The 26,035-nt window shown below is 70.1% G+C and carries 19 protein-coding genes; 10 read left to right on the top strand and 9 right to left on the bottom strand.

Annotated features, from left to right (window positions below; all coding sequences use genetic code 11):
- Nucleotides 1-4 precede the first annotated feature (4 nt).
- The gene (locus ACFVBH_RS31850; RefSeq protein ID WP_379007350.1) at nucleotides 5-601 is read right to left on the bottom strand and encodes a hypothetical protein; all 597 of its coding nucleotides are present in this window, start codon (nucleotides 599-601) and stop codon (nucleotides 5-7) included.
- A gap of 339 nt (nucleotides 602-940) precedes the next feature.
- On the opposite strand from ACFVBH_RS31850, the gene ACFVBH_RS31845 reads away from it, so the two are divergent.
- Complete coding sequence (locus tag ACFVBH_RS31845; RefSeq protein ID WP_354989913.1) at nucleotides 941-2,620, top strand: NTF2-like N-terminal transpeptidase domain-containing protein; 1,680 nt, start codon at nucleotides 941-943, stop codon at nucleotides 2,618-2,620.
- A 73-nt stretch (nucleotides 2,621-2,693) separates the two neighbouring features.
- Here ACFVBH_RS31845 and ACFVBH_RS31840 read toward each other — a convergent pair whose 3' ends face one another.
- The 3 genes from ACFVBH_RS31840 to ACFVBH_RS31830 form a co-directional block, all read right to left on the bottom strand.
- Nucleotides 2,694-3,071 (bottom strand): DUF3054 domain-containing protein, encoded by a 378-nt coding sequence (locus tag ACFVBH_RS31840; RefSeq protein ID WP_354989896.1) that lies wholly within the window; start codon nucleotides 3,069-3,071, stop codon nucleotides 2,694-2,696.
- Between the two features lie 63 nt (nucleotides 3,072-3,134).
- The gene (locus tag ACFVBH_RS31835; RefSeq protein WP_354989895.1) at nucleotides 3,135-4,250 is read right to left on the bottom strand and encodes a YbhN family protein; all 1,116 of its coding nucleotides are present in this window, start codon (nucleotides 4,248-4,250) and stop codon (nucleotides 3,135-3,137) included.
- Nucleotides 4,251-4,254: 4 nt separating this feature from the next.
- Nucleotides 4,255-5,772, bottom strand: coding sequence for an adenylate/guanylate cyclase domain-containing protein (locus tag ACFVBH_RS31830; protein ID WP_354989912.1), 1,518 nt, complete (start codon nucleotides 5,770-5,772; stop codon nucleotides 4,255-4,257).
- Nucleotides 5,773-6,139: 367 nt separating this feature from the next.
- On the opposite strand from ACFVBH_RS31830, the gene ACFVBH_RS31825 reads away from it, so the two are divergent.
- From ACFVBH_RS31825 to ACFVBH_RS31805, 5 genes are all read left to right on the top strand, one after another.
- On the top strand, nucleotides 6,140-7,420 hold the full coding sequence (locus ACFVBH_RS31825) for an AI-2E family transporter (RefSeq protein WP_354989911.1): 1,281 nt from the start codon (nucleotides 6,140-6,142) through the stop codon (nucleotides 7,418-7,420).
- On the top strand, nucleotides 7,404-8,585 hold the full coding sequence (gene macS / locus ACFVBH_RS31820) for a MacS family sensor histidine kinase (RefSeq protein ID WP_379007346.1): 1,182 nt from the start codon (nucleotides 7,404-7,406) through the stop codon (nucleotides 8,583-8,585). Before ACFVBH_RS31825 ends, macS begins: the two co-directional genes overlap by 17 nt.
- 43 nt (nucleotides 8,586-8,628) lie before the next feature.
- Nucleotides 8,629-9,291 carry a response regulator transcription factor gene (locus tag ACFVBH_RS31815; RefSeq protein WP_354989893.1) on the top strand — a complete coding sequence of 221 codons (663 nt, stop codon included), beginning with the start codon at nucleotides 8,629-8,631 and terminating at the stop codon, nucleotides 9,289-9,291.
- A gap of 118 nt (nucleotides 9,292-9,409) precedes the next feature.
- Nucleotides 9,410-10,108, top strand: coding sequence for a DUF1707 domain-containing protein (locus ACFVBH_RS31810; protein ID WP_354989910.1), 699 nt, complete (start codon nucleotides 9,410-9,412; stop codon nucleotides 10,106-10,108).
- 58 nt (nucleotides 10,109-10,166) lie between these two features.
- Nucleotides 10,167-10,988 (top strand): alpha/beta fold hydrolase, encoded by an 822-nt coding sequence (locus ACFVBH_RS31805; RefSeq protein WP_379007342.1) that lies wholly within the window; start codon nucleotides 10,167-10,169, stop codon nucleotides 10,986-10,988.
- Nucleotides 10,989-11,366: 378 nt separating this feature from the next.
- On the opposite strand, the gene ACFVBH_RS31800 is transcribed toward ACFVBH_RS31805, so the two are convergent.
- Entirely contained in the window at nucleotides 11,367-11,534 is a 168-nt protein-coding gene (locus ACFVBH_RS31800) for a hypothetical protein (protein WP_379007339.1), read from the bottom strand.
- A 137-nt stretch (nucleotides 11,535-11,671) separates the two neighbouring features.
- Between ACFVBH_RS31800 and ACFVBH_RS31795 the strand changes: the two genes are divergently transcribed.
- Nucleotides 11,672-13,891, top strand: coding sequence for a DUF2339 domain-containing protein (locus ACFVBH_RS31795; protein ID WP_379007337.1), 2,220 nt, complete (start codon nucleotides 11,672-11,674; stop codon nucleotides 13,889-13,891).
- Nucleotides 13,892-13,948: 57 nt separating this feature from the next.
- On the opposite strand, the gene ACFVBH_RS31790 is transcribed toward ACFVBH_RS31795, so the two are convergent.
- The 4 genes from ACFVBH_RS31790 to ACFVBH_RS31775 are packed head-to-tail and all read right to left on the bottom strand — an operon-like array spanning nucleotide 13,949 to nucleotide 20,002.
- Nucleotides 13,949-16,954, bottom strand: a complete 3,006-nt coding sequence (locus ACFVBH_RS31790; protein ID WP_379007334.1) for an MMPL family transporter — start codon at nucleotides 16,952-16,954, stop codon at nucleotides 13,949-13,951.
- Nucleotides 16,954-17,700 (bottom strand): NYN domain-containing protein, encoded by a 747-nt coding sequence (locus tag ACFVBH_RS31785; RefSeq protein ID WP_354989888.1) that lies wholly within the window; start codon nucleotides 17,698-17,700, stop codon nucleotides 16,954-16,956. Before ACFVBH_RS31785 ends, ACFVBH_RS31790 begins: the two co-directional genes overlap by 1 nt.
- Nucleotides 17,697-18,521: a tRNA (guanosine(46)-N7)-methyltransferase TrmB gene (trmB, locus tag ACFVBH_RS31780; RefSeq protein ID WP_354989887.1), complete on the bottom strand. Its 825-nt coding sequence runs from the start codon at nucleotides 18,519-18,521 to the stop codon at nucleotides 17,697-17,699. The genes ACFVBH_RS31785 and trmB overlap by 4 nt, the downstream gene beginning before the upstream one ends.
- A 59-nt stretch (nucleotides 18,522-18,580) precedes the next feature.
- Nucleotides 18,581-20,002 (bottom strand): lipase family protein, encoded by a 1,422-nt coding sequence (locus tag ACFVBH_RS31775; RefSeq protein ID WP_379007330.1) that lies wholly within the window; start codon nucleotides 20,000-20,002, stop codon nucleotides 18,581-18,583.
- 259 nt (nucleotides 20,003-20,261) lie between these two features.
- Between ACFVBH_RS31775 and ACFVBH_RS31770 the strand changes: the two genes are divergently transcribed.
- The 3 genes from ACFVBH_RS31770 (at nucleotide 20,262) to ACFVBH_RS31760 (ending at nucleotide 25,882) form a co-directional block, all read left to right on the top strand.
- A complete protein-coding gene (locus ACFVBH_RS31770; protein ID WP_354989885.1) occupies nucleotides 20,262-20,972 on the top strand; it encodes a hypothetical protein in 711 nt (236 codons plus the stop codon).
- 1,097 nt (nucleotides 20,973-22,069) lie between these two features.
- A complete protein-coding gene (locus ACFVBH_RS31765) occupies nucleotides 22,070-23,833 on the top strand; it encodes a hypothetical protein (RefSeq protein ID WP_379007326.1) in 1,764 nt (587 codons plus the stop codon).
- Nucleotides 23,834-24,055: 222 nt separating this feature from the next.
- Nucleotides 24,056-25,882: a phosphoenolpyruvate carboxykinase (GTP) gene (locus tag ACFVBH_RS31760; RefSeq protein WP_354989883.1), complete on the top strand. Its 1,827-nt coding sequence runs from the start codon at nucleotides 24,056-24,058 to the stop codon at nucleotides 25,880-25,882.
- The last annotated feature ends 153 nt before the right edge of the window (nucleotides 25,883-26,035 follow it).

The following is a 26,035-nucleotide window of genomic DNA, read 5'->3' as shown; positions in this document are numbered from 1 at the left end:
GTTCCTAGAGTCCGCGCGGGCCTTCCGCGCGCAGGTCGTCGACCTGGCGCATGGCCGAGCGCAATTCCTCGAGCCATTCCTCCGCGTGCTTGCCCGCCAGCTTGCCCGTCCAGGCCAGCGCGTCCGAGCGGGAGCGCGCCACGCCGGCGTCGACCAGGGTGTCCAGCACCTTGCGTTCGGGCTGGCGCAGGCGCGTCATGACCGGAACGGACAGGTGGGTGAACAGGATTCGCTCCCCGGCGATCGTCACCCCCCACGCCACGCTGCGGCGATAGCGGCCGTGCGCTTCCATCGCGATCTGCATGCGGGCGGGCCGGGTGGACTCCCGGAAGCGCGAAACCAGACCCTCCCGGGTGGCCCGGGGCACCTCGGCCGGCGGGGCCTGCGGATCGGCGGAATCGGTGGATTCGGGTACGGGAAGCGGCAACTCGCCGATCACGACGATCTCGTCGCGGTCGATCTCGAGGAGCGGAGGACCGGTGAACCACTCGGTTGGCAACCTTCCGGCGAACCAATCCCGGGCGTCCAGGGCGTCGGGGAGATCGGCCTGCTGCCAGCCCCCGGGACGGCCGAGTTCGCGTTCGCGCTGTCCGTTTTTCATCGCGGTCACTCTCGCTTACTGCCTGAAGTTGTAATGCTGATTACAACATTACGTCGCCCGCGCACGATGCGATTGCGCTCTCGGAGAACGGGGTTGGAACGAGTCCCGCGACGCGGCCCGCGAGTCGGTCACCAGTGCGGACTGGACGGTCCGGGCGGGAGGGAACACGCCGGGGTCCGTAACCGACCGGTGATCATGTAACTGGTCCCGAACGACCGATATCGGCACTATGGTGGTGCTCAATAGGAGTACGCCTGGTGGAAAGGTGGCACCGCGAGCTTTCCCGACGCGGTACCGTGGTCCCTGTTGCTGATGTGGCAAGAGTGAAGAGTGGGCGATATGGATGTGTGGGGATCCCGCCGCTTCCGAGTACGTGGGGCGATCGTGCTCGCGGTGGCGGCCGGTGTCGCGATCGCGATGGGGTCATGTGCTGTTCGGGATCGGACGACCGGGGCCGAAGCGGTCGTCGAGCGGTTCAGCACCCTCCTCGACAAGAAGGACTATGACGGCGCCGCGCGCCTCACGTCCTATCCTAACGGTGCCTCGGCAACGTTGAAGCAAGTTTTCGAAGGACTGGAGTCGGGCAAACCCGACTACGAGATGACCCAGTTCATCGGACTCGACGGCAACACCGGTCTTTTCAGCATGACCGGCGCCTGGAACTTCGGCGAGCACAAGGACTGGAAGTTCGACCTGCAGGGCACCGTCCGCAAACTCAGTGTCGGCTGGCGCATCTCGTGGGATCCCGCCCTGGTGCTGCCCCAGCTCGACGCCAAACGCACCGTCAAACTGGTGCGCACCTACGCCGCGCCGTCCCCGCGCGTCAACGACATCGTCGGCGCGCCGCTCATGACCGAGCAGACCATCAACGTCATCAAGCTCGATCCCGGCAAGACCGGCGACCCCGTGGCATCCTCCAACGCGCTGGCCGCCGCCATCGAACCGGTCGCGCCCCTGATCACCGGAGATTCGCTGCTGCAGCAGCTCTCGTCCTCCCAGGGCAAGGCCATCGTGGCGGTGAACCTGCGCGACGGCGACTTCGAGATCCTGGAACCGCGCATGGCCCCCATCCCCGGCGTGGTCATGGAGAAGCAGCCGCGGCTCATCTCCGCCGACCGCCGGGTCTGGTCCCCGCTGCTGGATTCGCTGCGCAAGGTCTGGCAGGACAATCGCGACGAGCGCGCCGGCTGGGGCGTCCAACTGTTCGAACCGGACGGCAAGTTCGTCACCCAGCTCGCCGGCGAACAGGGCCCGCCCGGACCGGACATCGCCGGCACCATGGATCAGCGGCTGCAGCGCGCCGCCGAGGACGCGGTGGTGAGCTACGGTGCGCCCGCCTCGATCGTGGCCATTCAGCCCTCCAGCGGCGCGGTGGTCGCGGCCGCCCAGAACAGCCAGGCCAGCGCACACGGATCGGTGGCCTTCACCGGCCTGTACCCGGTCGGCGGCATGATCGAGGTGTTCAAGAACGTCGCCGCCATTGCCAAGCAGAAGGCGCCCCAGGACGTTTCGGTCAGCGACGCCGCCGAGGCGGCGACCATGCTCGGGGTCGGGATCGACTTCAAGGTCGCCGGGCTCGACGAATCCACCGGCAGGCTGCCCTCGGGCAAGAACGGCGCCGAGACCGTGGGCCGCGGCAACGCCGGGGACTCGCTGCTGGCCAGCCCGTGGGGCATGGCCATCGCGGCGGCGGCCATCGCCAACGGCCAGGTGCCCAAGCCCATGATCACCATCGGCAGCCCGGCCACCACCGAGGTCGATCTGCAGCCGCTCGCGGGCGGGGTCACCGATCGCCTGCGCACCATGCTGCGCGACAGCACCGGCGCCCCCGACCTCGCCGGACTCGGTCGCTACCAGGGCATTCAGGCCTTCAGCGCCACCGCGGGGGCGAACGGCTGGCTCATCGCGACGATGGGCGATCTGGCCTTCGCGATTCATATCGACGACGTGGACAGCGCCGACGCCACCGGGCGCATGGCGGTGCGCCTGATGCAGGCGCTGTCGAGCCCGGACGACTAGCGACAGCTCGCCCGGGCCGGCGCGGCACGCCGGCTCGGTGCGGGAACGCGGGCGGTCGGCCGCGCGCCGGAACTCAGCGCAGCGCCCGCAGCGCCGCCCGCGGTCCGAGCAACACCAGCGCCAGGAAACACGTCGCCACGATCATGAAGCTCAGCGCGGTGCCCTGACCGCTCACCGCGCGCAGCGCCATCCCGCCCGCCAGGGTGCTGATCCAGATGATGACACCGGCCGGCCACAGCGCGCGGCCGTCGAAACGCCGTGCCGCGGTGAGGCCCTCCCGGCCCGAGGCCACCGCCACGGCGATCACCCAGCCCAGCAGCAAGCCGGTGAGAAACGGCCACGCGGTGCGCGCCAGGCCGGTGAGCACCGCCTCGTCGTGACTGCTGCGGCCGATCGCGCAGAACACGATCACGAACACCACATCGACGACGAACGGCACCAATTTCTTCACGCGCCACAGGGTATCGGCACCGCATCGGCCCCTCGCGCAGGGACATGCGGCGGTGCGAGCGGTCTACTGCTCGGTCGCGGGACGGTTCGGCGCGCCGGTGCGGCGCTGCTCGAACTCCTTCTCGTACTCCGCGTCGTCGACATGCGGCTTGCGGTACAGGAACAGGAAGACGATCCAGCCGACGATCGCCACCAGAATGAAGCTGACCAGTCGATACAGGAACGCGGCCGCCACCGCCTGCGCGGCGGGCAGCGCCGCCGCGACGGTCAGCGAGTAGATGAGGGTCGCGTCCACGTAGACGATGCCGCCGGGTGCGAAGGGAATGGTGCCCACCGCCTTTCCGGCCGCGAACACCAGCATGAGCGCGGCCAGCTTGGGCTCCGCGCCGACCGCGTAACACGCCGCGCCGAGGCAGGCCACGTCCGCCATCCGGTGCACGATCGCCCACCAGGTGACCAGCGCGCCGTCCCGGCGGCCCAGATCCACCGACTCCAGCTGGTCCAGGATCTCGGTGATCTTCTCCGACCCCTCGGTGCTCGGCCGGCGCCGAATCCGGTTGATCAGGTGCAGAACTCGGTGCAGCAGCGATTCGATGGAACCCGGGTGCTTGGAGACGTAGTTGAACGCCCAGATCAGCACCGCCACCGCCCCCAGCGACACGATCACCTTCACCGGGCCGACGCGGTCGCCGACCAGCACCGCGCCGAACACGCCGAGCAGGGTGAGACCGGCGGTCGCGACCACGCCCGACATGACCAGCTGCCAGGACGCCACGATCGGGCTCGCGCCCCACCGCCGGATCTGTCTATAGGTGAAGGCGGTCGAGAACACCTGACCGGCGGGCAGGGTCAGCGCCATACCGGTGGAGCCGTACACCACCGAGACCGATTCGCGCTGGCTCACCTCGACGCCGCCCGCGTGCAGCAGCTGTTTCTGGATGCGGCCGTACCCGCTCATGGAAACCGCCTGCATGAAGATGCAGGCGGCGACCCAACCCCAATGGATTTCGGTGAGGTTCTTCCAAGAATCGGCTAGGCGCGGATAAAGATATGCGCCTTCGGAAATCAACAACGCGAGCAGCGCGGCCCCGACGACCCATTTGGCCCACCAGAACCTGCCGCGGCGCGAGTTCTCCGCGGGCGGCGCAGGATCGCCGGCCAGCTCATCATGGGCCGTCACGGGGTCAGCCTAACGAACGAGTAGCCGCCTCGTCTGTACCCCTCAGGTCGCTACTCGAGCGGGGCCAGGCGAGCCGAGTTTTTCGCCGCCGGCCGCGAAGCTGTACTTCGTCGCCGGTTTCCCAATGGCGCTGTTCGTTCTCATCGGCGAAATACAGCGCGCTGCTCGAGGTCAGGACGCGCTCGGGACGGTCCTTCGCGAGCTCGGTCAGGCGGGACGCCTCGTTCACCGGATCGCCGATCACGGTGTACTCGAAACGATTTGCCCCGCCGATATTCCCGGCGACCGCGAGCCCGGCCGACACGCCCATGCCGATATCCAATCCCGGCACCTCGCGCAGGGCTTCGCGCAGCTCACGGGCGGCGGCGAGGGCAGCGGTCGGCGCGTCCGGGCGATCCAGCGGCGCGCCGAAGATGGCGAGCGCGGCATCGCCCATGAATTTATTGATCAGGCCGTGATGCCGGTCGATCACATCGACCACGACACGGAAGAACTCATTGAGCAGACTGACCACTTCGGTCGGCGGGCGTTCGGCGGCGGTGGCCGTGGAACCGACCATATCGACGAACAACACCGCCACGAATCGGGTTTCACCACCGAGTTCGGTGCCGTACTCCAATGCGCGCCGCGCCACGTCCTCACCGACATGCCGGCCGAACAATTCCTGGAGTTCCCGGCGTTTGGCCGCCTCGCCCATCATTCGGTTGAAGCCAACCTGCAGCAGCCCGATTTCCGAACCGTCGAAAACTTCCACCTGAACGTCGCGCGCGCCTTCCTGCACGCGATCGATGGCCTGGCTGAGCTGCCGAATCGGATCGGAAATACTCGACGCGGTGAGCATGGAAAGCGCCAGCGCCTGCATGATGACCACGCCGCACAGCAGCAGAATCGACACCGCCAGCGACTGGGCGGAGAACTGCACGCGCGCGGAAATCTGCGTCACGCACAGCAGCACGATGGCGATCACCGGCGCGAACGTGCCCATGCCCCAGGTCATGGCCATCCGGGTGCCGACACCGGCGGTCAGGGTGTGGTCGAAGACGCCCGCGGTCAGCGCCTCGGCCGCGACCGGGCGCAGGATGCGCTCGCCCAGCATGTAGGTGAAGCCGAAAACGATGGTGGCGGCCATACATTCGGTGACGATCACCGCCGCCGCCAGCTCCGGGGTGCGCACGATGATCAGCGAGGCCAGCACCGCGCCGCCCACCAGCCACAGCACCAGGTGCACGATGGCCTGCCGCAGCGGCGCGTGCAGCGCCGCCATCTGCTCCTGCCGGCTCGGCGGCCCGCCGCGCATCTGCCAGCGCATGACCGGGCGCAGCATCAGCGCCGACGCGGTCAGGCTCAGGAATCCGCCGACGGTGAAGACCAGTCCGGGCACCAGCAGCCCGGTCTGGCGGGTCGCGCTGGTCTCGCCCTCGGGCACCGGCAGGCCGTACTGGATGAACGCCCAGACCAGCACGGCGCCGAAGGCATTGGCCGCCAGCATCGATGCCAGATACAGCGGCCAGCGTGTGCGCATGGTCTGCTTGACCGCTTCCAGCGGATCCCGTGCGGTCGTCATGTCGCCCCCGTCCGCCGCCCGTCCAGCCGCGCGGAGACTGCGGCTGAGCTTGCTTCCCGGGGCATTGGCACGAAGACCAATCTAGCGGCGGATGGCCCCTCTCGAATATTTGGCGCACGGCTGCGCGCCGCCGGACTCGCGTATGCGGGCGGGCGGTTGGACGGAGAGCCGAATTCGGGGTTACCCATTCCCCGGAGCGGATACACCTGAAATCGGGTGTGACGTCGCGTGAGAGGGAAAAGGCATGAGCGGACGGGATGAACGGCGGCGCGTTCGCGACAGCGCGGGTCAATTCGGACACAGTAGGGTTCGGGGGGTGAGCGAGGTGCAAGCGGGGGACGGGCACGCCGATCAGCCGAAGACGGCGCGCAAACGGGATTCGGACGCGGTGCACCCGCTGGTGCGCGAGGCCGCCGAATGGAGCTGGCGGCTGCTGCTCATCCTGGCCGCCATTCTGACCGTGGCGTGGATGGCGCATCGGCTCTCGGCCGTCACCATTCCGCTCTCCATCGCCCTGCTGGGCGCGGCCCTGCTCTCCCCGCTCGTGGATTGGATCCAGCGCCTGGGCGTTCCGCGTTCGCTCGGGGTGTTCGTCGCGCTGACCGGATCGCTCGGACTGCTCGCCGGCATCATGACCTTCGTCGTCGAACAGTTCGTGGTCGGCGTGCCGCAGCTGTCCGACGAATTCAAGGACAGCGTGCACGAGATCCAGGACTGGCTGATCAACGGCCCGCTGCACATGAGCAACGAGCAGATTCGCAACGCGGGCGACACCATCGTCAAGACGATCGAATCGAATCAGGCCACGCTCACCAACGGCGCGCTCACCACCGCCACCGTGATCGGCGAGTTCTTCACCGGCGCGTTCCTGACGCTGTTCATTCTCATCTTCTTCATCTACGGCGGCGACCAGATCTGGGAATTCATGACCCGGGTGGTGCCGCGCGGCCAGCGCGACCGGGTTCGCGCCGCCGGGCGCCTGGGCTTCGGCACCCTCACCGGATTCGTCCGCGCCACCGTGCTGGTGGCCGCGGTCGACGCGATCGGCATCGGTGCGGGCCTGGCGATTCTGCAGGTCCCGCTGGCGCTGCCGCTGGCCTCGCTGGTGTTCATCGGCGCGTTCATCCCGATCATCGGCTCCTTCATCGCCGGGTCGGTCGCGGTGTTCATCGCCCTCATGACCAAGGGCCTGGTCACCGCGCTCATCGTCCTGGGCATCACCATCGCGGTCATGCAGCTGGAAGGGCATGTGCTGCAACCGCTGCTGATGGGCCGCGCGGTGCGCATCCACCCGCTGGCCGTCGTGCTCGCCATCGCCGCGGGCGTGGTGCTCGCGGGCATCGCGGGCGGTCTGCTCGCGGTGCCGTTCGTGGCCGTGCTCAACACCGCCATGCGCTCGCTGCTGGCCGACTCGCCCGACGAGTTGTATCAAGATCTGCACACCGGGGACCCGCACGAGCGGATGTTCGCGGCCGAGCCCGACACGCCCGACCCGAATCGTTATCGACTGCCCGAACCGGGGGTGACGAGCGCGGTGACCGAGAGCGGACGGACCGCGTCCGCGCCCGCCGCCGAGCCGGGCGCCGCCGGTGACACGCCCGGCTGAACCCGCCTCCGACGACGCCGCCACCTCACCGCTGTGGCGGGCCGCGCAGGCGTTCCGGCTGGTCACCCTGATCTACGCGGTCGGCCAGCAGGCGGCCTCGGTGTCGTACTACACCAATCAGCGGCTGAGCTGGGTGCTCATCGCGCTCATGGCGGTGTGGTCCGGCGTATCGGCGGTCATGTTGTCGCAGTGGCGGATTCACAATCTGCGCCGGGTGCGGACCACCGTCGTCATCGGCGACCACGTGGTGGTCGTCGCGCTCATCTTCGCCACCCGGCTGGTCTCGGACTTCGACTGGTACCACGGACATCAGACCCTGCCCACCACGCTGTGGGCCGCCAACGCGGTCATGTCCTCGGCGATCCTGTGGGGGCCGTTCGGCGGCGTCACGTCCGGGCTGCTCATCTCCGCAGCCATCATCACCGCCCGTGAGCAGTGGGAACTCGACATCTGGCGGGACGCCACCGCGCCGGTGCTGGTCTCGGTGGGACTCGCGATCGGCTTGGCCGCCAACACCGCCCGGCGCGCCCAGGCCCAGTTGCAGCGCGCGGTACGGCTCACCGCCGCGGCCCAGGAACGCGAGCGACTGGCCCGCGAGGTGCACGACGGCGTGCTCCAGGTGCTCAGCTACATCAAACGGCGCGGCACCGAGATCGGCGGCCCGACAGCCGAATTGGCGCAGCGCGCGGGGGAGCAGGAGGTCGCGCTGCGGGTGCTCATCTCCGAGCAGGGCGAACGCTCGGACGCCGGCGGGCCGGAGGTGGACCTGCGGCCGCTGCTCACCGCCCAGGCCACGCCCTCGGTCCTGGTCTCCACGCCCGGCGAACCGGTGCCGTTCGGGCGCTGGGAAGCCCGCGAGATCTCGGCCGCGGTCGCCGCCGCGCTCGCCAACGTGGTGCAGCATGCCGGACCCGGCGCGAAAGCCTATGTGCTGCTGGAGGATACCGGCGAGGAACTCATCATCAGCGTGCGCGACGACGGGCCGGGAATTCCGTCCGGCCGGCTCGCCGAAGCCGAAGGACAAGGGCGCATGGGGGTTTCGAGGTCGATCGTCGGGCGCATCGCCGCCATCGAGGGCACCGCGCACCTGCTGTTCGAGGTGGCCGGGCCGGACGAGGCGGACGACGGCGCGGAATGGGAGTTCCGGGTGCCCCGGCGCCGGTGACCATCCGCGGCGGCGATGACTCACAATGGGACCGGAGGTGCACATGTCCGAACAAACCCGGCCGATCACGGTCATGGTGGTCGACGACCACCCGATCTGGCGCGACGGCGTCGCCCGCGACCTCGCCGAGGCCGGATTCGACGTGGTCGCCACCGCGGACGGCGTCGCGTCCGCGGGCCGCCGGGCCGCAGCCGTCCAGCCCGACGTCGTGCTCATGGACATGCAGTTGCCCGACGGCAACGGCGCGGACGCCACCGGTGAGGTACTGCGGGTCGCGCCGCGCACCCACGTGCTGGTGCTCTCTGCCTCGGCCGAACGCGACGACGTGCTCGACGCCATCAAGGCCGGGGCCATCGGCTACCTGGTCAAGAGCGCCTCGGCGACCGAACTCACCGACGCGGTGCGGGCCACCGCCGCCGGTCAGGCCGTCTTCACCCCCGGGTTGGCCGGGCTCGTCCTGGGGGAGTTCCGGCGCATCGCGAACACCCCCGCCGACCGGGACGAACCGCACCGGCCCGCGCTCACCGACCGGGAGACCGAGGTGCTGCGCATGGTGGCCAAGGGTCTCTCGGCCCGGCAGATCGCCACCCGCCTGAACCTCAGCCATCGGACGGTCGAGAACCACGTGCAGTCCACGCTGCGCAAACTCCAGCTCGGCAACCGGGTGGAACTCACGCGCTACGCCATCGAACAGGGCCTGGAATAGGGCGGGCGATCCCCGGGTGACGGGCGGGATTCAGGGATTGCCCTGATGCGCGCACCACCCCCGGCTCGCTAGCCTCGAAGGCATGGGTGGCCCTGAATCCGGCATCGAGACGGGCGTGATCGGCGATCGCGATCTGCGCGTGGGCGATGCCGAACGCGAACACGTCGGAACGCTGCTGCAACGCGCGGTGGGCCTGGGCATGCTGTCCCTGGGCGAATTCACCGAGCGGATGGACACCGCGCTGGCGGCCAAGACGCGCGGCGAGCTCAACGCCGTGCTGGTCGATCTGCCCGGCATCCGCCTGGCCGGGCAACCGGGACCCGCGCCGCACTACCCGAACGCGCGGGTCCACTCCGCTCCGCGGCCCTTCGCGGGCGGCCGCGCGCAGTTCGCCACCGAATTCGCCACCGCCGCCGCACAATTGACGAATCCGCGGCCGCCGATGTCCGGCAACGTGATTCGGGCGCGCATGTCCGGGGTCACGCGCAAGGGCACCTGGCAGGTGCCGCCGGCGCTGACGGTGGAGAGTTTCATGGGCGGGGTCACCCTCGATTTCACCCAGGCCATCATGTCCACGCAGGTGGTGGAGATCCGGCTGAGCGGCTACTTCAGCTCGATCGAACTCATCGTGCCGGGCGCGGCGACCGTCGACGTGAACGGCGTCGACCTGGTCGGATCCTCCGCGAACAACAAGGTCCGCACCGGCCCGCCCATGGGCCCGCTGCACCTGATCGTGCACGGGGACATCCGCTTCGGATCGATCACCGCCAAGCATCCCTTCGGCACGAACTGGCGTCGATTCCTCAACGGGGCCTGACGTCCGCGGCCCGAATGGGCTGCGGCACCGCGGGGTTCCGGCGGGTATCCTCACGCGCATGGTCGAAGGCGGGGCGGCGGGCGCTATTCCGAAACCACTGGTGCGCACCGGCCGCGGCGAACCGCTGCTGCTGTTGCACGGGGTGCTGCTGACCTGGCAGTCCTGGATTCCGGTCATCGACGATCTGGCCACCGATCACGAGATCCTGGCCCCGACCCTGCCCGGGCACTACGGCGGTCCCGAACCCGCGCGCCCGGTCACCGTCGCCGCGCTCGCCGACTTCGCCGAGGCCCTGCTCGACGAAGCGGGCTGGCCCACAGCGCATATGGTCGGAAACTCGCTCGGCGGCTGGCTCGCCCTGGAACTGGCCGCGCGCGGCCGCGCCCGCTCGGTCACCGCCATCGCACCCGCGGGCCTGTGGCGCACCCCGCAGGCCGCCGACGCCCTGCTGCGCAAGTTCCTGGTCTTCGGCCCCGTGGTCGGCATCTCCACCGATCAACCGCCCGCCATGCCCACGATGCTCCGCAGCCTGCTGCTCCCCCTGCTGGCCCACCGCCCCGCCGCGGTCCCCAACCAACTCGCGAAGGCGATGGCCGCCGCCGTGACCCGCTGCACTATAACCACGGACCTGACCCGAGACCCTTTGCTCCCCACCGGTTTCACGGCCCTGGAATCCCTGACGACCCCCGTCACGATCCTGCTCCCCCAACACGACCGGATCCTCCCCGCCCACCTCTACCCCACCCTCCCCACCACCCCCACCCTCGACGTCCGCCCCCTCACCGGCGTAGGCCACGTCCCGATGCTCGAGGCCCCCACCCGCATAATCGCCGAGGTCCGAGCCACCCTGACCCGCGCCGCCGGCCGTCAGTCGGCCTGACTGGCGGCGCCGATCCGGAGGGCGGGCTCCGCGGCGCCCTCGGCGATCATGTCGAAATCTCCGTCGTGGTGTGCACGACCCGCCAGGGCCGCTCCGCGACAGCCGCCACCGCCGGGCCGGGCGGCGACACGACGCGGTGATTGCCGACCCGAATGCGTTGGATCCGAACCTTGTTCACGCGATCCCAGGCGTCGTCGGGCGTCGATTGCTAGTCGAAGCCGCGAAGATTGTGCCTGACTCGCTCGAGTTCGGTGGCGCGTCGAACGCTGTAGAGCACGTCCTATTCGCCGAGATCTGCGCACCCCGACCCGCGCCGCCGCCTACCGGTCCGCCTGATCGACCCGACTCGCATCGACCCGACTCGCATCGGGTGGCTCGCTACTCGGCGAGCTGTTGTAGCCCGCCGGTCTTGATCCAGGCCGCGAGCTTCTTCCGGAGCTCGGCGCGCGCCGCATCGGTGGTTTCGGCAGCCGTCTCCGTAGTGCGGGGAACCGCGTCCGGGTCGACCGGCGGATCGTCCCCGTGCTCGCTCGAATCTCGCGTCATCGTCGCCTCCTTTCGACAGCGATTCTCGTGCGTGACCGATGATCAGGGAGCGTTTCGCGTAGTTGGGGTAGGAATCGGGCGGGTGGCGGGGGTTTCTACTCATGTGGGTGAAGCCGCTGGTAGCGAGGCTTAGCTGCATGAATACCGCCATCGATCCCCGTTTGATCGCTCGGCTGTCGACCGAATTCACCTCGCTCAGCGACCACATGAGCACCCTCGGCCGGGACCTCGAGGTCCTGCGCGGCCAGCTCGTCGCCGATCGTGCCGGTCAGACCGCCCAGGATGCCGCCGCGACAACGGTTTTCGCGCCGCATCAGCCAGTCACCCCGCCCGCCCCGATCCCCGTGGCGGGCGGTCCGGTGCCGCCGCCCGGAGAATGGGCGCGACCGGCCCCGGCCGCTGCCGCCACGAGCTCCGGTGTACCGAGCTCCACCGGCGCTTCGTTCGAAACCGCTGCGGCGGAGCCGATTCCGCAGGGTGGTTCGGGTACTCCCGGCGCGGTGCCCGCGGGGCCGGGACAGGCCGGAGCGGGTGCCTCCGCCTGGCAGGTTCCGGCGGGTGCGCCGGTGCCGCCGCCCGGGGGAGCGCTACCGCCGCAGTTCGGGGGAGCGCCGCGCTATCCGGGGGCGCCCGCGGGCATGCCGGGGCAGACGCGCGCCGGGTGGATGGGCGGGCCGCCGCGGGCCGGGGCGGTGGGGCAGCCGGTGTACGGGGCCATGCCGCCGCCGCAGGGCCCGCGACGGGTTCCGCCGCGACCGGTGCGGACGCCGTGGTGGCAGCGCGAAGGGGTGGTCAGCCGACTGCTGGCGGTGGCGGGGGTCGGGGTCACCCTCATCGGCGTGGTGATGCTGCTGGTGCTGGCGGCGCAGGCCGGGATCTTCGGGCCGGTGCCGAGAGTTGTCGCGGGGGCCGTGTTCTCGGCCGCGCTGGTGGGTGTGGCCGTGCGCGTGCACGGACGGGCCGGCGGACAGGTGGGCGCGGTCGCGCTGGCGGCCACGGGTATCGCCGGGGGATACCTGACCGTCGTCGCGGTGACCGCCGTGTACGGCTGGCTGCATCCGGTCATCGGGTACGGGGTCGCGCTGGGGATCGCGGCGGGCGGTGTCGCGCTCGCGATGCACTGGCGTGCACAGGCTTTGGCGGTGCTGGTCGTGCTCGGCGCGGCGCTGCTGTCGCCGTCGGTCGCCACCGGAATCGCGCTGCTGGTGTTCCTGATCGTGCTGCAGCTCGCCGCGGTGCCCGTGCAGGTGGTGCGGGACTGGCCGTGGCTGCACCTGGTGCGGACCCTGCCCGCGGCGCTGGCCACCTTCTTCGCCGTGGCCGTGGCCGCGCTGGGCGACGCCGCGCGCGGCCACCGCTACGAGGTCCTGGCCGCCGCCGTCGCCGTCGCCGTGATCGGCCTGGCGGGTGCGCTGGTGGTGCTGCGCAAGCGCGCCGGCGACCTGACCGCGAGTCTGACCTTCGCCGTGGCGACGGTGCCGCTGCTGGCCGCGCCGGCCATGTTCGAGCGCCGTACCTCGGTGATCGTGGCCGCGGTCTTCGCCACGGGGCTGCTGCTCGTCGCCGCATTGCCGTGGGCCGCGAAACTCGCGGAGCGCGTGCGCATTCCGGGTCATCTCGCGGCCGTCGCCGCCGTGGCCGGGTCCTGCGCCCTGCTCGAGGCGTGCGTCGGGGTGACGCGGGTGCAGACCCTGCCGATCGCGCTCTACCTTGCGGCACTGGGCTTCCTGGCGGTGGCCGGGCAGCAGCGCTCGCGCCTGGCGACCGGCCTCGGGGCGGCCTTCGCGGTCATCGGCACCCTGGCCTTCCTGGAGCGGGTCAGCCCGTCCACGCTCGCCACCCAGGCCGATGCCGAACGCTACCTGGGGATTTCGACCGCCCTCGCCGCGGTGGCCGCGCTCGCGGTGCTCGCCGCCGGGTTCCGGTGCGCCCGCCGCCTCGGGCTGGCCGACTCCGAGAGCGACGCCAGCGCGCTCGGGGTCGTGGGCGGCATCGCGGCCCTCTACGCGGTGACCGCGCTGACCGTCTCGGCGGGCGTCGCCACCGGCAGCCGCGACGGCTTCCTCGCCGGGCACGGCATCGCCACCGTCATCTGGATGGCCGCCGCCACCACCGCGCTGCTCTACGGCCTGCGCAGGCTCGCCCGCACCCCGCAGGCGGCCAAGGTGGCGCTCGCGGCCGGCCTGCTGGTCACCGCGGCCTCGCTCGCCAAGCTGTTCCTGTTCGACCTGGCCACGCTGGACGGACTGGTGCGCGCGGGCGCCTTCCTGGTGGTGGGCGTGCTCCTGCTGCTGGCGGGCACCCGCTACGCCCGGGCCTTCGCCGAGTCGGCCCAATCCACCCCGTCCGCAACCTGATCCGACGAGAAAGCCCGGCCGTGCGACGCACGGCCGGGCTTTCGTCGCCTGCGGGAATCAGTCCCGGTTCTGCCTGCGCAGCAATTCGTTCACGCTGACGGTGCGACCGTCGCTGCCCCGATGCTTGCCCTCGTCGTCCGGCTGCTCGGCCGGGCGGCGCGCGGACCGCAGATCCGACATCCACTGCTCGATGTTGCTGCGACCGTCCCCGGCCGGCTGATCGTCGAGCGAATGGTGGGCCGGATGCGGTTGCTCCGCACCGGAATCCGCCGGTGCGGCCGGATCGGCCCCGGGCTGATACAGCTGCGCGCGGGTCGCCGGATGCGGCGGGATGTTGCTGCCGGGCGGGGGCAGCACACGCTCCGCGCCGATCGGATGCGCGGGCGCGGGCTTCGAATCCGACTGGGATACGGCCGGAATCACGGGATTCACGGGCTTGGGCGGCTGCGCGAAACCCGCGTCCCGGCCCCGGGCGGAACCGGGCTCGGCGGACTCGCGTCCCGGCTGCCCCGCCGCGGACTCGCGTCCCGGCTGCGCGACCGTGCGCGGGGTGACACCGTGCCCGGGGGTGCGGGTGAAGCCGTTCCCGGCGCCGTTGTTCGGCTGTGCGGGAACGCCGTTGGCCGCGCCGGGTGCGGCCGCGCCGATCGGCTTGGCCGGTGCGGCGTCCCCGCCGGGTGCGGCGGCGTCCCCGGTCTTGCCCGTCCCCGGCGCCTTCACATCGCTGATCTGCTGGGTCGGTGCGTTGCCGTCCACGTCGATGTCGATCATGCGCGCGGGCTTGGGCCGGCGAATGCGCGGAATCGCCTGGCTGTCGGTCAGCGCGGGCATCTGCATGGTGACCGGATCGGTGATGGGCGTGGTCTTGACCAGGTCGACCACTTCGCCGCCGCCCGGCCGCTCGTCGTCGAGGATCGGCTCACCGAGCCCGATCTTCTCCTGCACCTTCTTCATCCAGGCCGGAGCCCACCAGCAGTCGTCGCCGAGCAGCTTCATGGTGGCGGGCACCAGCAGCATGCGCAGCACGGTCGCGTCGATGAGCAGCGCGGCCACCATGCCGTAGGCGATGTACTGCATCATCACCAGTTCGGAGAAGGCGAACGCGCCCGTCACCACCAGCAGGATGGCCGCGGCCGCGGTGATGATGCGGCCGGTCTGGGCGGTGCCGATGCGGACCGCCTCGGTGGTGCTCGCCCCCTGCGCCCGCGCTTCGACCATGCGCGACAACAGGAATACCTCGTAGTCGATCGACAGGCCGTAGATGATCGCGATGATCAACACCAGAATCGGCGACATGATCGGCTGCGGGGTGAAGTTGAGCAGCCCCGCGCCGTGCCCGTCGATGAAGATCCAGGTCAGGATGCCCAGCGTGGAGCCAAGGCCCAGCGCGCTCATGAGCGCGGCCTTGAGCGGCAGCACCAGCGATCCGAAGGTGAGGAACATCAGGATCGTGGTGATCAGCAGCACCAGGGCGATCATGATCGGCATGATGTCCAGCAGCGAATTGATGCTGTCCATCATCATGACCGGCTGCCCGGTGACCATCACCTCCGCGCCCTCGGGCACATCCATCGACCGCAGATAATCCACGGTCTCCTCGGGATGATCCGGCGTCACCACGGTGGCTTCGGTTTTCCACACGTTCGAGCCGTTCGGCGGTTTCGCCGGAATGCCGAACTGGGAGTTCTTCACCAGTCCCGGAGCCTGATTGGCCTGGGTGAGAATCGCGCCGATATCGCGGGAATTGTCGGTGACGATGACCAGCTGCACCGGATCGGATTTACGCAGCGGGAAGATCTCGTCGAAATGTTCCTGTGCCACACGAACTTTGTTGTCCGGCGGCAGATAGGTTTCGCTGATACCGCCGAACTGCAGATTCTTCACCGGAATGATGAGCAGCAGCAGCACGATGGTCAGCGGAATCGCGACCTTGAGCGGATGCTTCATGACCCAGGCGGTCTGCCGGCCCCAGAGGCCGTTCTCCACCTCTTCGGCGGTCTTGGTCTTGCGAATCCACTTCAGCCCCAGCGCATCCACGCGCGGGCCGAGAATGCCCAGGATCGCGGGCAGCACGGTGAGCGCGGAGACCATGGCCAGCAGCACGGCGGCGATGGTGCCGTAGGCGACGGACTTGAGGAAGCCCTGCGGGAACAGCAGCATGCCCGCGCTGGCGGCGATGATCATGGTGGCCGAGGAGGACACGGTGCGGCCCGCGGTCTGCACCGAGCGCCGGACCGCCGCCCTGGTGTCGTAGCCCTCGGCCAGTTCCTCGCGGAAACGGCTCACGATGAACAGGCCGTAGTCGATCGCCAGGCCCAGGCCGATCATCGACACCACGGCCATGACGAACGAGTTCACCTCGGTGAACTTGGTCAGGCCCATGATGATGCCGTTGGAGGCGATGATCGTCAGACCGCCGATGATCAGCGGCAGCGAGGCGGCCACGATGCCGCCGAAGATGAGGAACAGCAGCACCGCGACGGCCGGCAGCGCCAGCATCTCCATGCGCTTGACGTCGCTGGAGATGGTGTCGTTCAGCGTGAACGCGATCGGCTGCATGCCCGCGACCTCGACCGTGACGTCCGGGATCTCGAAGGCGTTCTGCACGGCCTTGTAGCTGCGCAGCATGTCGTTGTCGTTGTTGCCCGCCAGGGCGAGGGTGGCGAACGCGTGCTTCTTGTCCTTGGAACCGAAGAAGCTCGGCGAGTACTCGCCGGTGGTGGTCCGCCAGTACGACCCGTTGACCTTGGAGATCTCGGGGTATTCCTCGGGCAGCCGATTGAGGGCCTCGACGACCTTCGCGCTCCACTCCGGGTCGTCGATCGTCTTGCCCTCGGGCGCGCTGAACAGCAGCACGATGTCGCTGTTGTGATCGCGGCCGTAGGTCTGGTCCTGCAGGACCGCCGCCTTGGTCGACTCGGAATGCGGGTTGAACCAGCCGCTGGAGCTGAGATGGCTCTCTACCCCGAGCCCGAAGGCGCCGAGCCCGAGAAACCCGGCGATCGCCAAGCCCAGAACTGTGAAGCGCAGTTTGTAGACCAGGTCGCCCCAGCGGGTGAACACTAAGCGACTCCTTGAGCGGGGCGGGAGGTGAGCAGCGCTGACAGCGGCCGGAACGGCTGCAGCCATGCTCCCTCGTCGGGCAGCGACTCGAGACTGACCCGGGGCAGCGGTTCACGGAACACGCCCGGGATGTCCTCGAGATCGATGAACTCGAGAATATCCGACGTGACCGCCCAACTCGCGTGCTCGCGGAATCCCAGCACCTGGACGGGAACGCCGCTGGCGGCTATTTCCTCGAGTGGTGCGCGGAACGCCTGGCCATCGGCGGAGGCGACCATGATTCCGGCCAGCCCCGCGCCGCGGCGGCGTAGCTCGATATGGGCGAGCATATCGCTGTCGACGTCGGAATCTTCATCGATTTTGGGTTTTGCGAAGACTGCGTAGCCGACATTGCGAAGCGCCTCCACCCAGGGGCGCACCACGTCGGCGGTGCCGGGCGCGATGTTGGTGAAAACGGTGGCTTCGGGTTCCACGCGGGTGCGACTGCCGACCGAGAGTTCGGCGGTCCGGGCGAGCAGCCAACGACCCAGTGCGTCGAAACGCGGGCGATAGGCGGCGGTCGGGCGGCCACCGAGAATGGCTCCCAGTCCCATATCCAAATTGGGGGCGTCCCACACGAGGAGAACTCGGCGCACGTCCGATCCGGTGCCCGAGAGGCTCGTGTTGCCGGTTAGTTCCGACGACCCGGCGCCGTGCATTATTCCGGCAACATCCGCGACCTCCGGGGCCATCTCACTGACGCTCATGATTCGATCTTCCCCCAGATGAACTCGTTGATCGCGCTACCCGCGCGGAGTCCTTTGCCCTCGAACTTGGTAATCGGGCGTTCAAAACCGATCGGTGCGTTTTCAAGATACTGCGCCGGGTCCCCGCCCGTGGTTGCATTCATGCCGATGAGCTGCGATTCTCCCGCGCCGACTTCGGCAATGTGTTCCGCGTAATCCGCGTGATCGGTCGCGACGTGCAACACGCCGCCCGGACGCAGCCGACTGGCGATGAGTGTCAGCGTGGTGGGCTGCAGCAGCCGGCGCTTGTGGTGCCGAGCCTTCGGCCAGGGGTCCGGGAAGAACACTCGGACACCTGTCAGCGACTCCGGAGCAATCATGTGCTCGAGGACCGAGACCGCGTCGCCGCGCAGCAGCCGGATGTTGTCGATCGACTCGCGCTCGATGCGCTGCACCAGCTGTGCCAGACCCGGGCGGTAGACCTCGACCCCGATGAGATTGAATTCCGGCTCGGCCTGGGCCATCGCCGCGGTGGCGGTGCCGGTGCCACAGCCGATTTCGATGATCAGCGGGGCGCTGCGGCCGAACCACTCGTCGGCGTCGAGCTTGTCCTGGGACACCTCGCGGCCGATGGCGGGCCACATGCGCTCCCAGGACTGCTGCTGCGGCTGGGTCAGGGCGCCCCGGCGGGACCGGAAGCTCGTTACCCGGGGGTACAGACGATTGTCGCGGGGACGATCCACACCCGCGCCGGGGTGCGCGTCCGCACCCGCGTGGTCGGCGGACCGCGGCCCGGGGACTGACTCGGCAGTGTGGTTCGCGGCGTCGTTCACGGCGTCCATTGTCCAGTATTGAGTAGTTACCGCAGCAATCGACTACGTGTTGGGGAGCGTATCGGCGCTCAGGCCGCCAGACCCGGCGCCTCGGCGGCGACCTGCGGCGACTGCTGCGCGAGCGAGAGCCCCAGCGTGACTCGCATTGCGGTGGTTGCCAATTCCAGCAGCCCGCGCCAGCGGGCGGGCGGCAGCGCCACCGACCAGACGGTCTCGGTTGTGGGTTCGCTGAGAGTTTTGCCCGCCAGCCGATCGGCCAGCCAATCCAGGGTCAGGGGCGTCGCCAGCGGCAGCAGCGAGAAATGCTCGCTGAGCCGATCCCGCAGGTACCAGACCGCCGCGCCGTTCGCCCGGTAGCGCTCGACCTGGGCGTCGATGCCCGACACGTGGATGACCTGATCACGGACCGGGTGCACCACCAGGATCGGGCAGGCCGGGGCGGTGTTGCCCAGGCGGATGTCGGCGAACATGTCCTCGAGCTCGGGCAGGATCTGCGCCAGCGGGCGGTGCAGGTAGTCCTCCAGGCGGCAGCCGACCAGCAGCGGCAGCGCGGCGATCGGGCCCAACTGCTCCACGCGGCGCAGCAGGCGATGGCCGGCCGGGGTGAAATCCTTGCGGACCACGTCGGCGAGCACCGGGTACGCCTGCTGCAGCGCGGCGATGACGATCGCCGGGAACCCGGCGTAGAGGCCGCCGTCCAGGCGCAGGAAGACCGCGGCCGGGTCGCCGACCGGCGCGCCCAGCACCGCACCGGCGATATCGAGTTCGGGGGCGTACTCCGGGGCCATCTCCACCGTCCACGAACTCGCCATGCCGCCGCCCGAATAGCCCCACACCCCGATCCGGGTTTCCGGGCGCAGGCCGAGCGGGGCGAAACGCAGGGCCGCGCGAATGCCGTCGAGGGTGCGGTAGCCGGGTTCACGGGCCACGCCGAAACCGCCCTTGGGGCCCTCGTGGTCGGCGATGGTCACCGCCCAGCCGCGGCGCAGGGCGTTGGCGACCAGCATCCACTCCCACTGGGTGACCGAACCGGGGGCGAGCGCGCCGCGCCGCAGGGCGTAGGACGGGGCGCAGCGATCGGTCACCGAGTCCTGGGCGGACTGGAAGGCCAGTAGCGGGCGAGCCGCGTCGGGGGTCGCGCCCCGGGGCAGCAGGACGGTGGTGACGGCGACCTCGGGGCGGCCGTGCAGATCGTTGCTGCGGTACAGCAGCTGCCAGGCCGTGACCTGCTGCGGGATCACCCCGAGCAGGGCGAGTTCGACCGGGCGGGTGCGCAGGATGGTGCCCGGGGGCTGCATCGCCAGGCCCGGCGGGGTGTGGAAGAAGGGGTCGCGGCCGGGCGGGACCGGGCGGGCGGCGCCGGCGGCGCGGCGGTCGGCGGCCGCGGTCAGGTTCGCGTCGGGGCGCTGTGCCGCCGAGTCCGGCTGTCCCGTAAGGGAATCCGGATGTGCCGGTGTGGTGTCCACGCCGTCGGCATTGTGCTTGGTCACGGCTGCTGGCGACCTTCCTCGCTGAGTCCCGGTCATCGGGCTCGGGGGGAACCGTCTGCACCGCTGCCGGCGGTGCCGCCGACCGGATCGAAACAGTAGGTGGTTTCGGAGGGGGTGGGAAGACCGTGCGCGATGAATTGCGCTGTCGCACAGTTGGACCCGCAGTGGTATGAGTCGGTTTGTCCTGTTGAAGGGCACATTTCGGGCGGGCGAGCGCGAATCACCGCGTGCGCGAGCGGGTCCGGGCTAGGCTGCGCGCGTGCCGCACGGGCCGTCCCCGCGCATTCAGATCACCGGCCGAGCGCGCGCCGGCAAGTCGACGCTGCGAGACGCGCTGTCCCTGCTGTCGGCGCGGGAGACGGCGCCGCTGGATGTTCCGGGTCGCGCCGATCCGATCCTGGACGCCGACCTCGTCCTCTACGTCCTGCCCGGGGCCGCGAATTCGGCCGACCGCCGCCTGCTCGCCACCCTGTCCCCGGCCCGCACCCTCGTGGTCCTGAACAAGGCCGACGCCATCGGCTGCCGCTGGCCCGACGCGGCCGCCGTCGCGGACCGCCTCACCCGCGTCCTCGGCCACCGCACCTTCCCCGTGGTGGCGGCCCTGGCCGCCCGCACCCGCACCGGCACGTTCACCCCCGCCGACCTGCACACCCTGCACCGCCACCGCCACCACACGCCCCCCGCCTTCACCCTCCTCCCCGAGCTCTTCACGGACCCGTCCCTGGCCACCGACGCCCCAGCCCGCCAGACCCTCCTGGACCGCTGGACCCTCTACGGCGTCGCCTGCGCCCTGACCGCCCTGAACCACGCCCCCACCCTCCACCCCCGCCCCCTCCTCCAGATCCTCCACTCCGCCAGCGGCATAGACCCCCTCCACGAGGAACTCCACACCCGCTACGTGGCCGCCGCGACCCGCCTCGCCGAGTCCGCCCCACCCCACCCCCCACCCCCTCCCGAACCGTTCGACTGAGCGGCCCACACCACCGACCCACGTGCCGACTCCACCAGCTCGAGGCGTGGTAGCGCTGAATCGCGAACTGCCCCGCGAGCTTCGGACACCTCGGCGGCGGTCCGACGTCGTGCCGGGCCCGCCGCCCCGCGACCCGCTGGGGGCGTGCGCTGAGCGGCCGGACCATCGGCGCAGATGGTGACTTCGATCGGGCTCGAGCGTGGTTGCACTGGATCGCGAACTGCCTCGTGAGCTTTCGGGCGCTTCGGCGGCCCGGCGTCGTTCCGGGGTGGTCGCTCGGCGACCCTGCCTGTCGTGGCATGCATGACCGCTCGAGGCTCGGGACTCCGTTCACCTGCGTGCGCGGTGCGCTCGATCGTGGACTGTCCGGCGGGCATTGGACACCACGCCGACGGCCGACGTCATATCGGGGCGCCCGGCCGGCCCGCTTCTCTCGTGCATGGAGCGACCGGCCGCACGACCCGAGGCTCGGGACCCCGTTCACCTCGCGTGCGTGGTTGCCGGTGGCCTTGCGATGGGTCGTTGGACGAGCGCGGGCCCGTCCGAATGTGCGGCGTCGTGTGCCATCGGTGCGAGCCGACGCGAGCCTTGGCGGGACGGTGAACACCGTTGCGATGAGTCGGCCCACGCATCCGGGCACCCAAGTTGGGCCGGGGCAAGTCGGGGACGGGTTCGGTGACGAATTACGGGTGTTGGCGGGTGATCTCGTACGGGGGAGGGTCGTTGGGCGGGGCCGGGCAGCTCGGGGATGGTGAGCCGGGTGGGGTGACGCCTCGGAGCGGTGGGCAGTTGTTCGGCACGCTCGATTTGCCAGAGCACCGGTGTGCCTTGCCATCGGTGGGAAGTGCGGGCGGGGCGGGGGACGCGGAGCAGACCGATCGGCGTTCGGCAGCAGAACGGAACGAAGCCGGGCTGGACGGCGAGAACGGCGAGAGCTCGTCCACTTCGGTGATGGTGGGGGCACGGCTGTTGGTGAACCGGATGCGGGGTTGACCCCAGCGGGGGAGGGGGCTGTCGCAGCCGAACCGGTGACGTCCGCGCCGGAGCGGGCGACCGTGCCTGCGGAGCTGTCAGCGCGGCCGCGGGAGTCGGCGGTTGTGACTGCCGAGCCGGTGACGTCCGTGCCGGAGCGGGCGGCTGTGCCCGTGGAGCAGCCGGTGCGGCCGCAAGAGACGTCGGTCGTGCCGGCCGAGCCGGTGGCGGGGGTGCCGGAGCGGGTCGCGGTGTTGGAGCCGGGGGTGGAGAAGGTGGTGGGGCGGTGGAACCCGCACGGGCTGGCCTTGTTGCTGGCCGTGGGGAGCGGGGGGTGCGGGCGAAGTGGGGAAGTGGTGTTGCTGGGTGGGGACGAATGGGGCGCGGCGCTGTTGCGGGCCGAGTTGGCTCGATGTGTGCCGCGGGTGGACGTAGTGGACGGCGGGGGCGCGGGGTGGGGGACGGTCGAATTCGATTCGGAGCCGAGGGAATCGGTGGTCAGGGGTGCGGGTGCGATCGAGGGCGGCGCGGAAGCGGGAACGTGCGTTTCGGGTGCGGCCGCAGCGGGGGCGTGGGTTTCGGGCGCTGCGGGGCCGTGGGTTTCGGGCGCGGGGGCTCCGTGGCGCGCGGGCGGGCGGCCGGTGGCCGTGGCGTGTGTCGTTCTGGAGGCGGGGGCGCCGGTCGGTCGGGAGACCGTCGGGGTGGTGTGTGCGCTGCGGGCGGCGGGAACACGGATCGTGTTCGCGCTGGAGGGGTTTGCCGCGCATGCGGAGTGGCGGGCGGTTCTCGCCGCGGACGCGCGGGTCCTGGGCGCCGGGACGGCGGTCGACATCGTTCCGGTCTCGGCGCGCCTGGCGGCGCTGGCCCGGGCGAACGGGGATGCGGCGCTGGCGGATCGGTCGGGTCTGGGGCTGCTGCACGCCCGGCTGGTGGCCGCGGCGGGCGCGGGGGCGGTGGGGGACCAGGTAGCGCTGGTGCGTGCGCGGGTGCTCGCCCAGACCCGGGAACGGATCGGACTGGAGCTCGGGAAGCTGCGCGACGGCGGGGATGTCGCGGCACTGCGTGCCGAGCGGGCCGCCCTGCTCGCGGTCGGGGACGGCGGGCGCGGGCCCGCCATGTCGCTGCTGCGGAATCGATTGCATTTGGCGCGCGTGGATCTCGTGCACGACGTCGGGGTGCGGGTGCGCGGGCTGCACACCGGCGCGCGGGCGGAGATCGAACGACTGCCCCGCGCCCGGCAGCCGGCGTATCCCCGCGTTCTGCAGGACGCAGTGGAAAAGATCACACGGGAGATCGACCGGGCGGTGCGGACGCGACTCGCCGAGTTGACCGGCCTGGTCGAGCGGTCGGTCGGAATCGCCGGGGACACACCGCCCCCGGCCCCCGACACGCCCGGGGTGCGACACGAAGATCGGCGGCCGCGGGTGGGCGCCGGACCGGATCCGCGCTGCCGGGGTGTCGAAGATCATCTGATGATCGCGCTGGGCGCCTCCGCCGGGTTCGGGCTGGGCCGGCTGATGATGGCCCCGCTGGCCCTCTGGGAGGCCCTGGAATACGGAATCGTGCCGGTCAGTCTCCTGCTGGGCGCCGCCGTCGCGGCCTGGGTCGTGCGAGCCCGCCGCGAACTCGCCGACCGCGCGCATCTCGGCCAATGGGTCGCCGACGTGCTGGTCAACGTGAAGGCGCAGCTGGAACAGCGGGTCGCGACGGCCCTGGTGGAAGCCGAGGAACGGCTTACCGAATATGTGGTGACCTCGAGCACCGCCCGACTCGTCGAAACAGACCGTCGGGTAGGGGAATTGGAGGCGCGATTGCGGCAGGCCGCCCAGCGTAGGCCCGCTTTACTGACCGCTTGTGAACGTGACCTGACCGCACTCGAATTCGCATAGTCGCTGGTCGGAGGTTTCGACCCGGTACCGACTGGACAACCCGATTCCATACGCCGGGATATATGGCGTTAACCTCTATGGCAGGAACCTGGGCGTCCGCTTGGTCCTTGTACGCCGTCCAGCCGGGACGGCTATCGGCAAGTCGTGGTGGCCGCCTTGCCGCAATTGGTGGCACTCGGTGTCGCGAGCACCCCGGGCCCCCTATCTCAGGAGAGTTGTTTCATGACCTCAGCGACCATTCCTGGTCTTCACGATGGCACCGCGCCCACCGAGCACAAGGAACTGCTTGCCTGGGTACAGGAGGTCGCAGAACTCACCCAGCCCGATCGCGTGGTCTGGGTGGACGGCTCCGAGGAAGAGGCGGTGCGGCTCTCCGAGCAGCTCGTCGCGGCCGGCACGTTCAAGAAGCTGAACGAGCAGAAGAAGCCGAACTCGTACCTGGCCCTCTCCGATCCCTCCGACGTCGCGCGCGTCGAATCTCGCACCTACATCTGTTCGCGCAACGAGTCCGACGCGGGCCCGACCAACAACTGGGTCGACCCGGCCGAGATGCGCGCCACCATGACCGAGCTGTACCGCGGTTCCATGAAGGGCCGCACCATGTACGTGGTGCCCTTCTGCATGGGCCCGCTGGGCGCCGACGACCCGAAGCTGGGCGTCGAGCTCACCGACTCCGAGTACGTCGTGGTCTCCATGCGCGTGATGACCCGCGCCGGCTCCGCCGCGCTGGACAAGCTCGGCACCGACCGCCCGTACGTGAAGGCGCTGCACTCGCTGGGCGCCCCGCTGGCCGAGGGCCAGGCCGACGTGCCGTGGCCGTGCAACGACACCAAGTACATCACCCACTTCCCCGAGGACCGCGAGATCTGGTCCTACGGTTCGGGTTACGGCGGCAACGCGCTGCTGGGCAAGAAGTGCTACTCGCTGCGCATCGCCTCGGCCATGGCGCACGACGAGGGCTGGCTGGCCGAGCACATGCTCATCCTCAAGCTCATCTCGCCCGAGAACAAGAACTACTACGTGGCCGCCGCCTTCCCGTCGGCCTGTGGCAAGACCAACCTCGCGATGATCCAGCCGACCATCCCGGGCTGGCGCGCCGAGACCCTCGGCGACGACATCGCGTGGATGCGTTTCGGCGCGGACGGCCGCCTGTACGCGGTCAATCCGGAGTTCGGTTTCTTCGGCGTCGCGCCGGGCACCAACCACTCCTCCAACCCGAACGCGATGGCCACCATCGACGCGGGCAACACGGTCTACACCAACGTGGCGCTCACCGATGACGGCGATGTGTGGTGGGAGGGCCTCGAGGGCCAGCCCGATCACCTCATCGACTGGAAGGGCAACGACTGGTACGAGCGGGAGTCCGAGACGCTTGCCGCGCACCCGAACTCGCGCTACTGCACCCCGATGTCGCAGTGCCCGACCCTGGCTCCCGAATGGGACGACCCGCAGGGCGTGCCGATCTCGGCGATCCTGTTCGGCGGTCGCCGCAAGACCACCGTCCCGCTGGTGACCGAGTCCTTCGACTGGCAGCACGGCGTGTTCATGGGCGCCACGATGTCCTCGGAGCAGACCGCCGCCGCCGAGGGCAAGGTCGGCACCGTGCGCCGCGACCCGATGGCCATGCTGCCTTTCCTGGGCTACCACGTGGGCGACTACATGAACCACTGGGTGAACCTGGGCAAGAACGCCGACGCGGAGAAGCTGCCGAAGATCTTCTACGTCAACTGGTTCCGCCGCGGCGGCGACGGCCGCTTCCTGTGGCCCGGATTCGGCGAGAACTCCCGCGTGCTGGAGTGGATCGTCGGCCGCATCGAGGGCACCGCCCAGGGCGAGGCCACCCCGATCGGCACCGTGCCGCACGCCTCCAACCTCCTGCTGGAGGGTCTGGACGTGAACGCGGCCGACGTCGACGAGGCGCTCGTGGTGAACGCCGAGGAGTGGAAGCGCGAGCTCCCGATGATCGAGGAGTGGTTCGAGTTCGTCGGCGACAAGCTGCCCTCGGGCGTGCGCGACGAGTTCGAGGCCCTGAAGCAGCGCCTGGGCTGAGCTCCCCCGCCTCCCCGAATATTCAGCGCCCGGCTGAGATCCGTCGCCCGCCATGCATGCGGGCGACGGTTGGGTGCCGAACCGATTCTGGGCGTGCCCCCGGAGTTACCCCGACCGTTGCGAGATCAGTTGTCGCCTCGGCGATCGACGACC

The organism is Nocardia sp. NPDC057668 (assembly GCF_042799795.1).
Classification (GTDB): domain Bacteria; phylum Actinomycetota; class Actinomycetes; order Mycobacteriales; family Mycobacteriaceae; genus Nocardia.
Note: the sequence above shows the minus strand (reverse complement) of the source record. Positions and strands in the feature narration are given on the sequence as shown.

Excerpts from the sequence above, each read along its gene's own strand:
- ACFVBH_RS31830 (WP_354989912.1), bottom strand. The coding sequence starts at position 5,772 with ATGCGCACACGCTGGCCGCTGTATCTGGCATCGATGCTGGCGGCCAAT.
- ACFVBH_RS31845 (WP_354989913.1), top strand. The coding sequence starts at position 941 with ATGGATGTGTGGGGATCCCGCCGCTTCCGAGTACGTGGGGCGATCGTG.
- ACFVBH_RS31795 (WP_379007337.1), top strand. The coding sequence starts at position 11,672 with ATGAATACCGCCATCGATCCCCGTTTGATCGCTCGGCTGTCGACCGAA.
- ACFVBH_RS31850 (WP_379007350.1), bottom strand. The coding sequence starts at position 601 with ATGAAAAACGGACAGCGCGAACGCGAACTCGGCCGTCCCGGGGGCTGG.
- trmB (WP_354989887.1), bottom strand. The coding sequence starts at position 18,521 with ATGGACGCCGTGAACGACGCCGCGAACCACACTGCCGAGTCAGTCCCC.
- ACFVBH_RS31815 (WP_354989893.1), top strand. The coding sequence starts at position 8,629 with ATGTCCGAACAAACCCGGCCGATCACGGTCATGGTGGTCGACGACCAC.
- ACFVBH_RS31785 (WP_354989888.1), bottom strand. The coding sequence starts at position 17,700 with ATGAGCGTCAGTGAGATGGCCCCGGAGGTCGCGGATGTTGCCGGAATA.
- ACFVBH_RS31805 (WP_379007342.1), top strand. The coding sequence starts at position 10,167 with ATGGTCGAAGGCGGGGCGGCGGGCGCTATTCCGAAACCACTGGTGCGC.
- ACFVBH_RS31800 (WP_379007339.1), bottom strand. The coding sequence starts at position 11,534 with ATGACGCGAGATTCGAGCGAGCACGGGGACGATCCGCCGGTCGACCCG.
- ACFVBH_RS31760 (WP_354989883.1), top strand. The coding sequence starts at position 24,056 with ATGACCTCAGCGACCATTCCTGGTCTTCACGATGGCACCGCGCCCACC.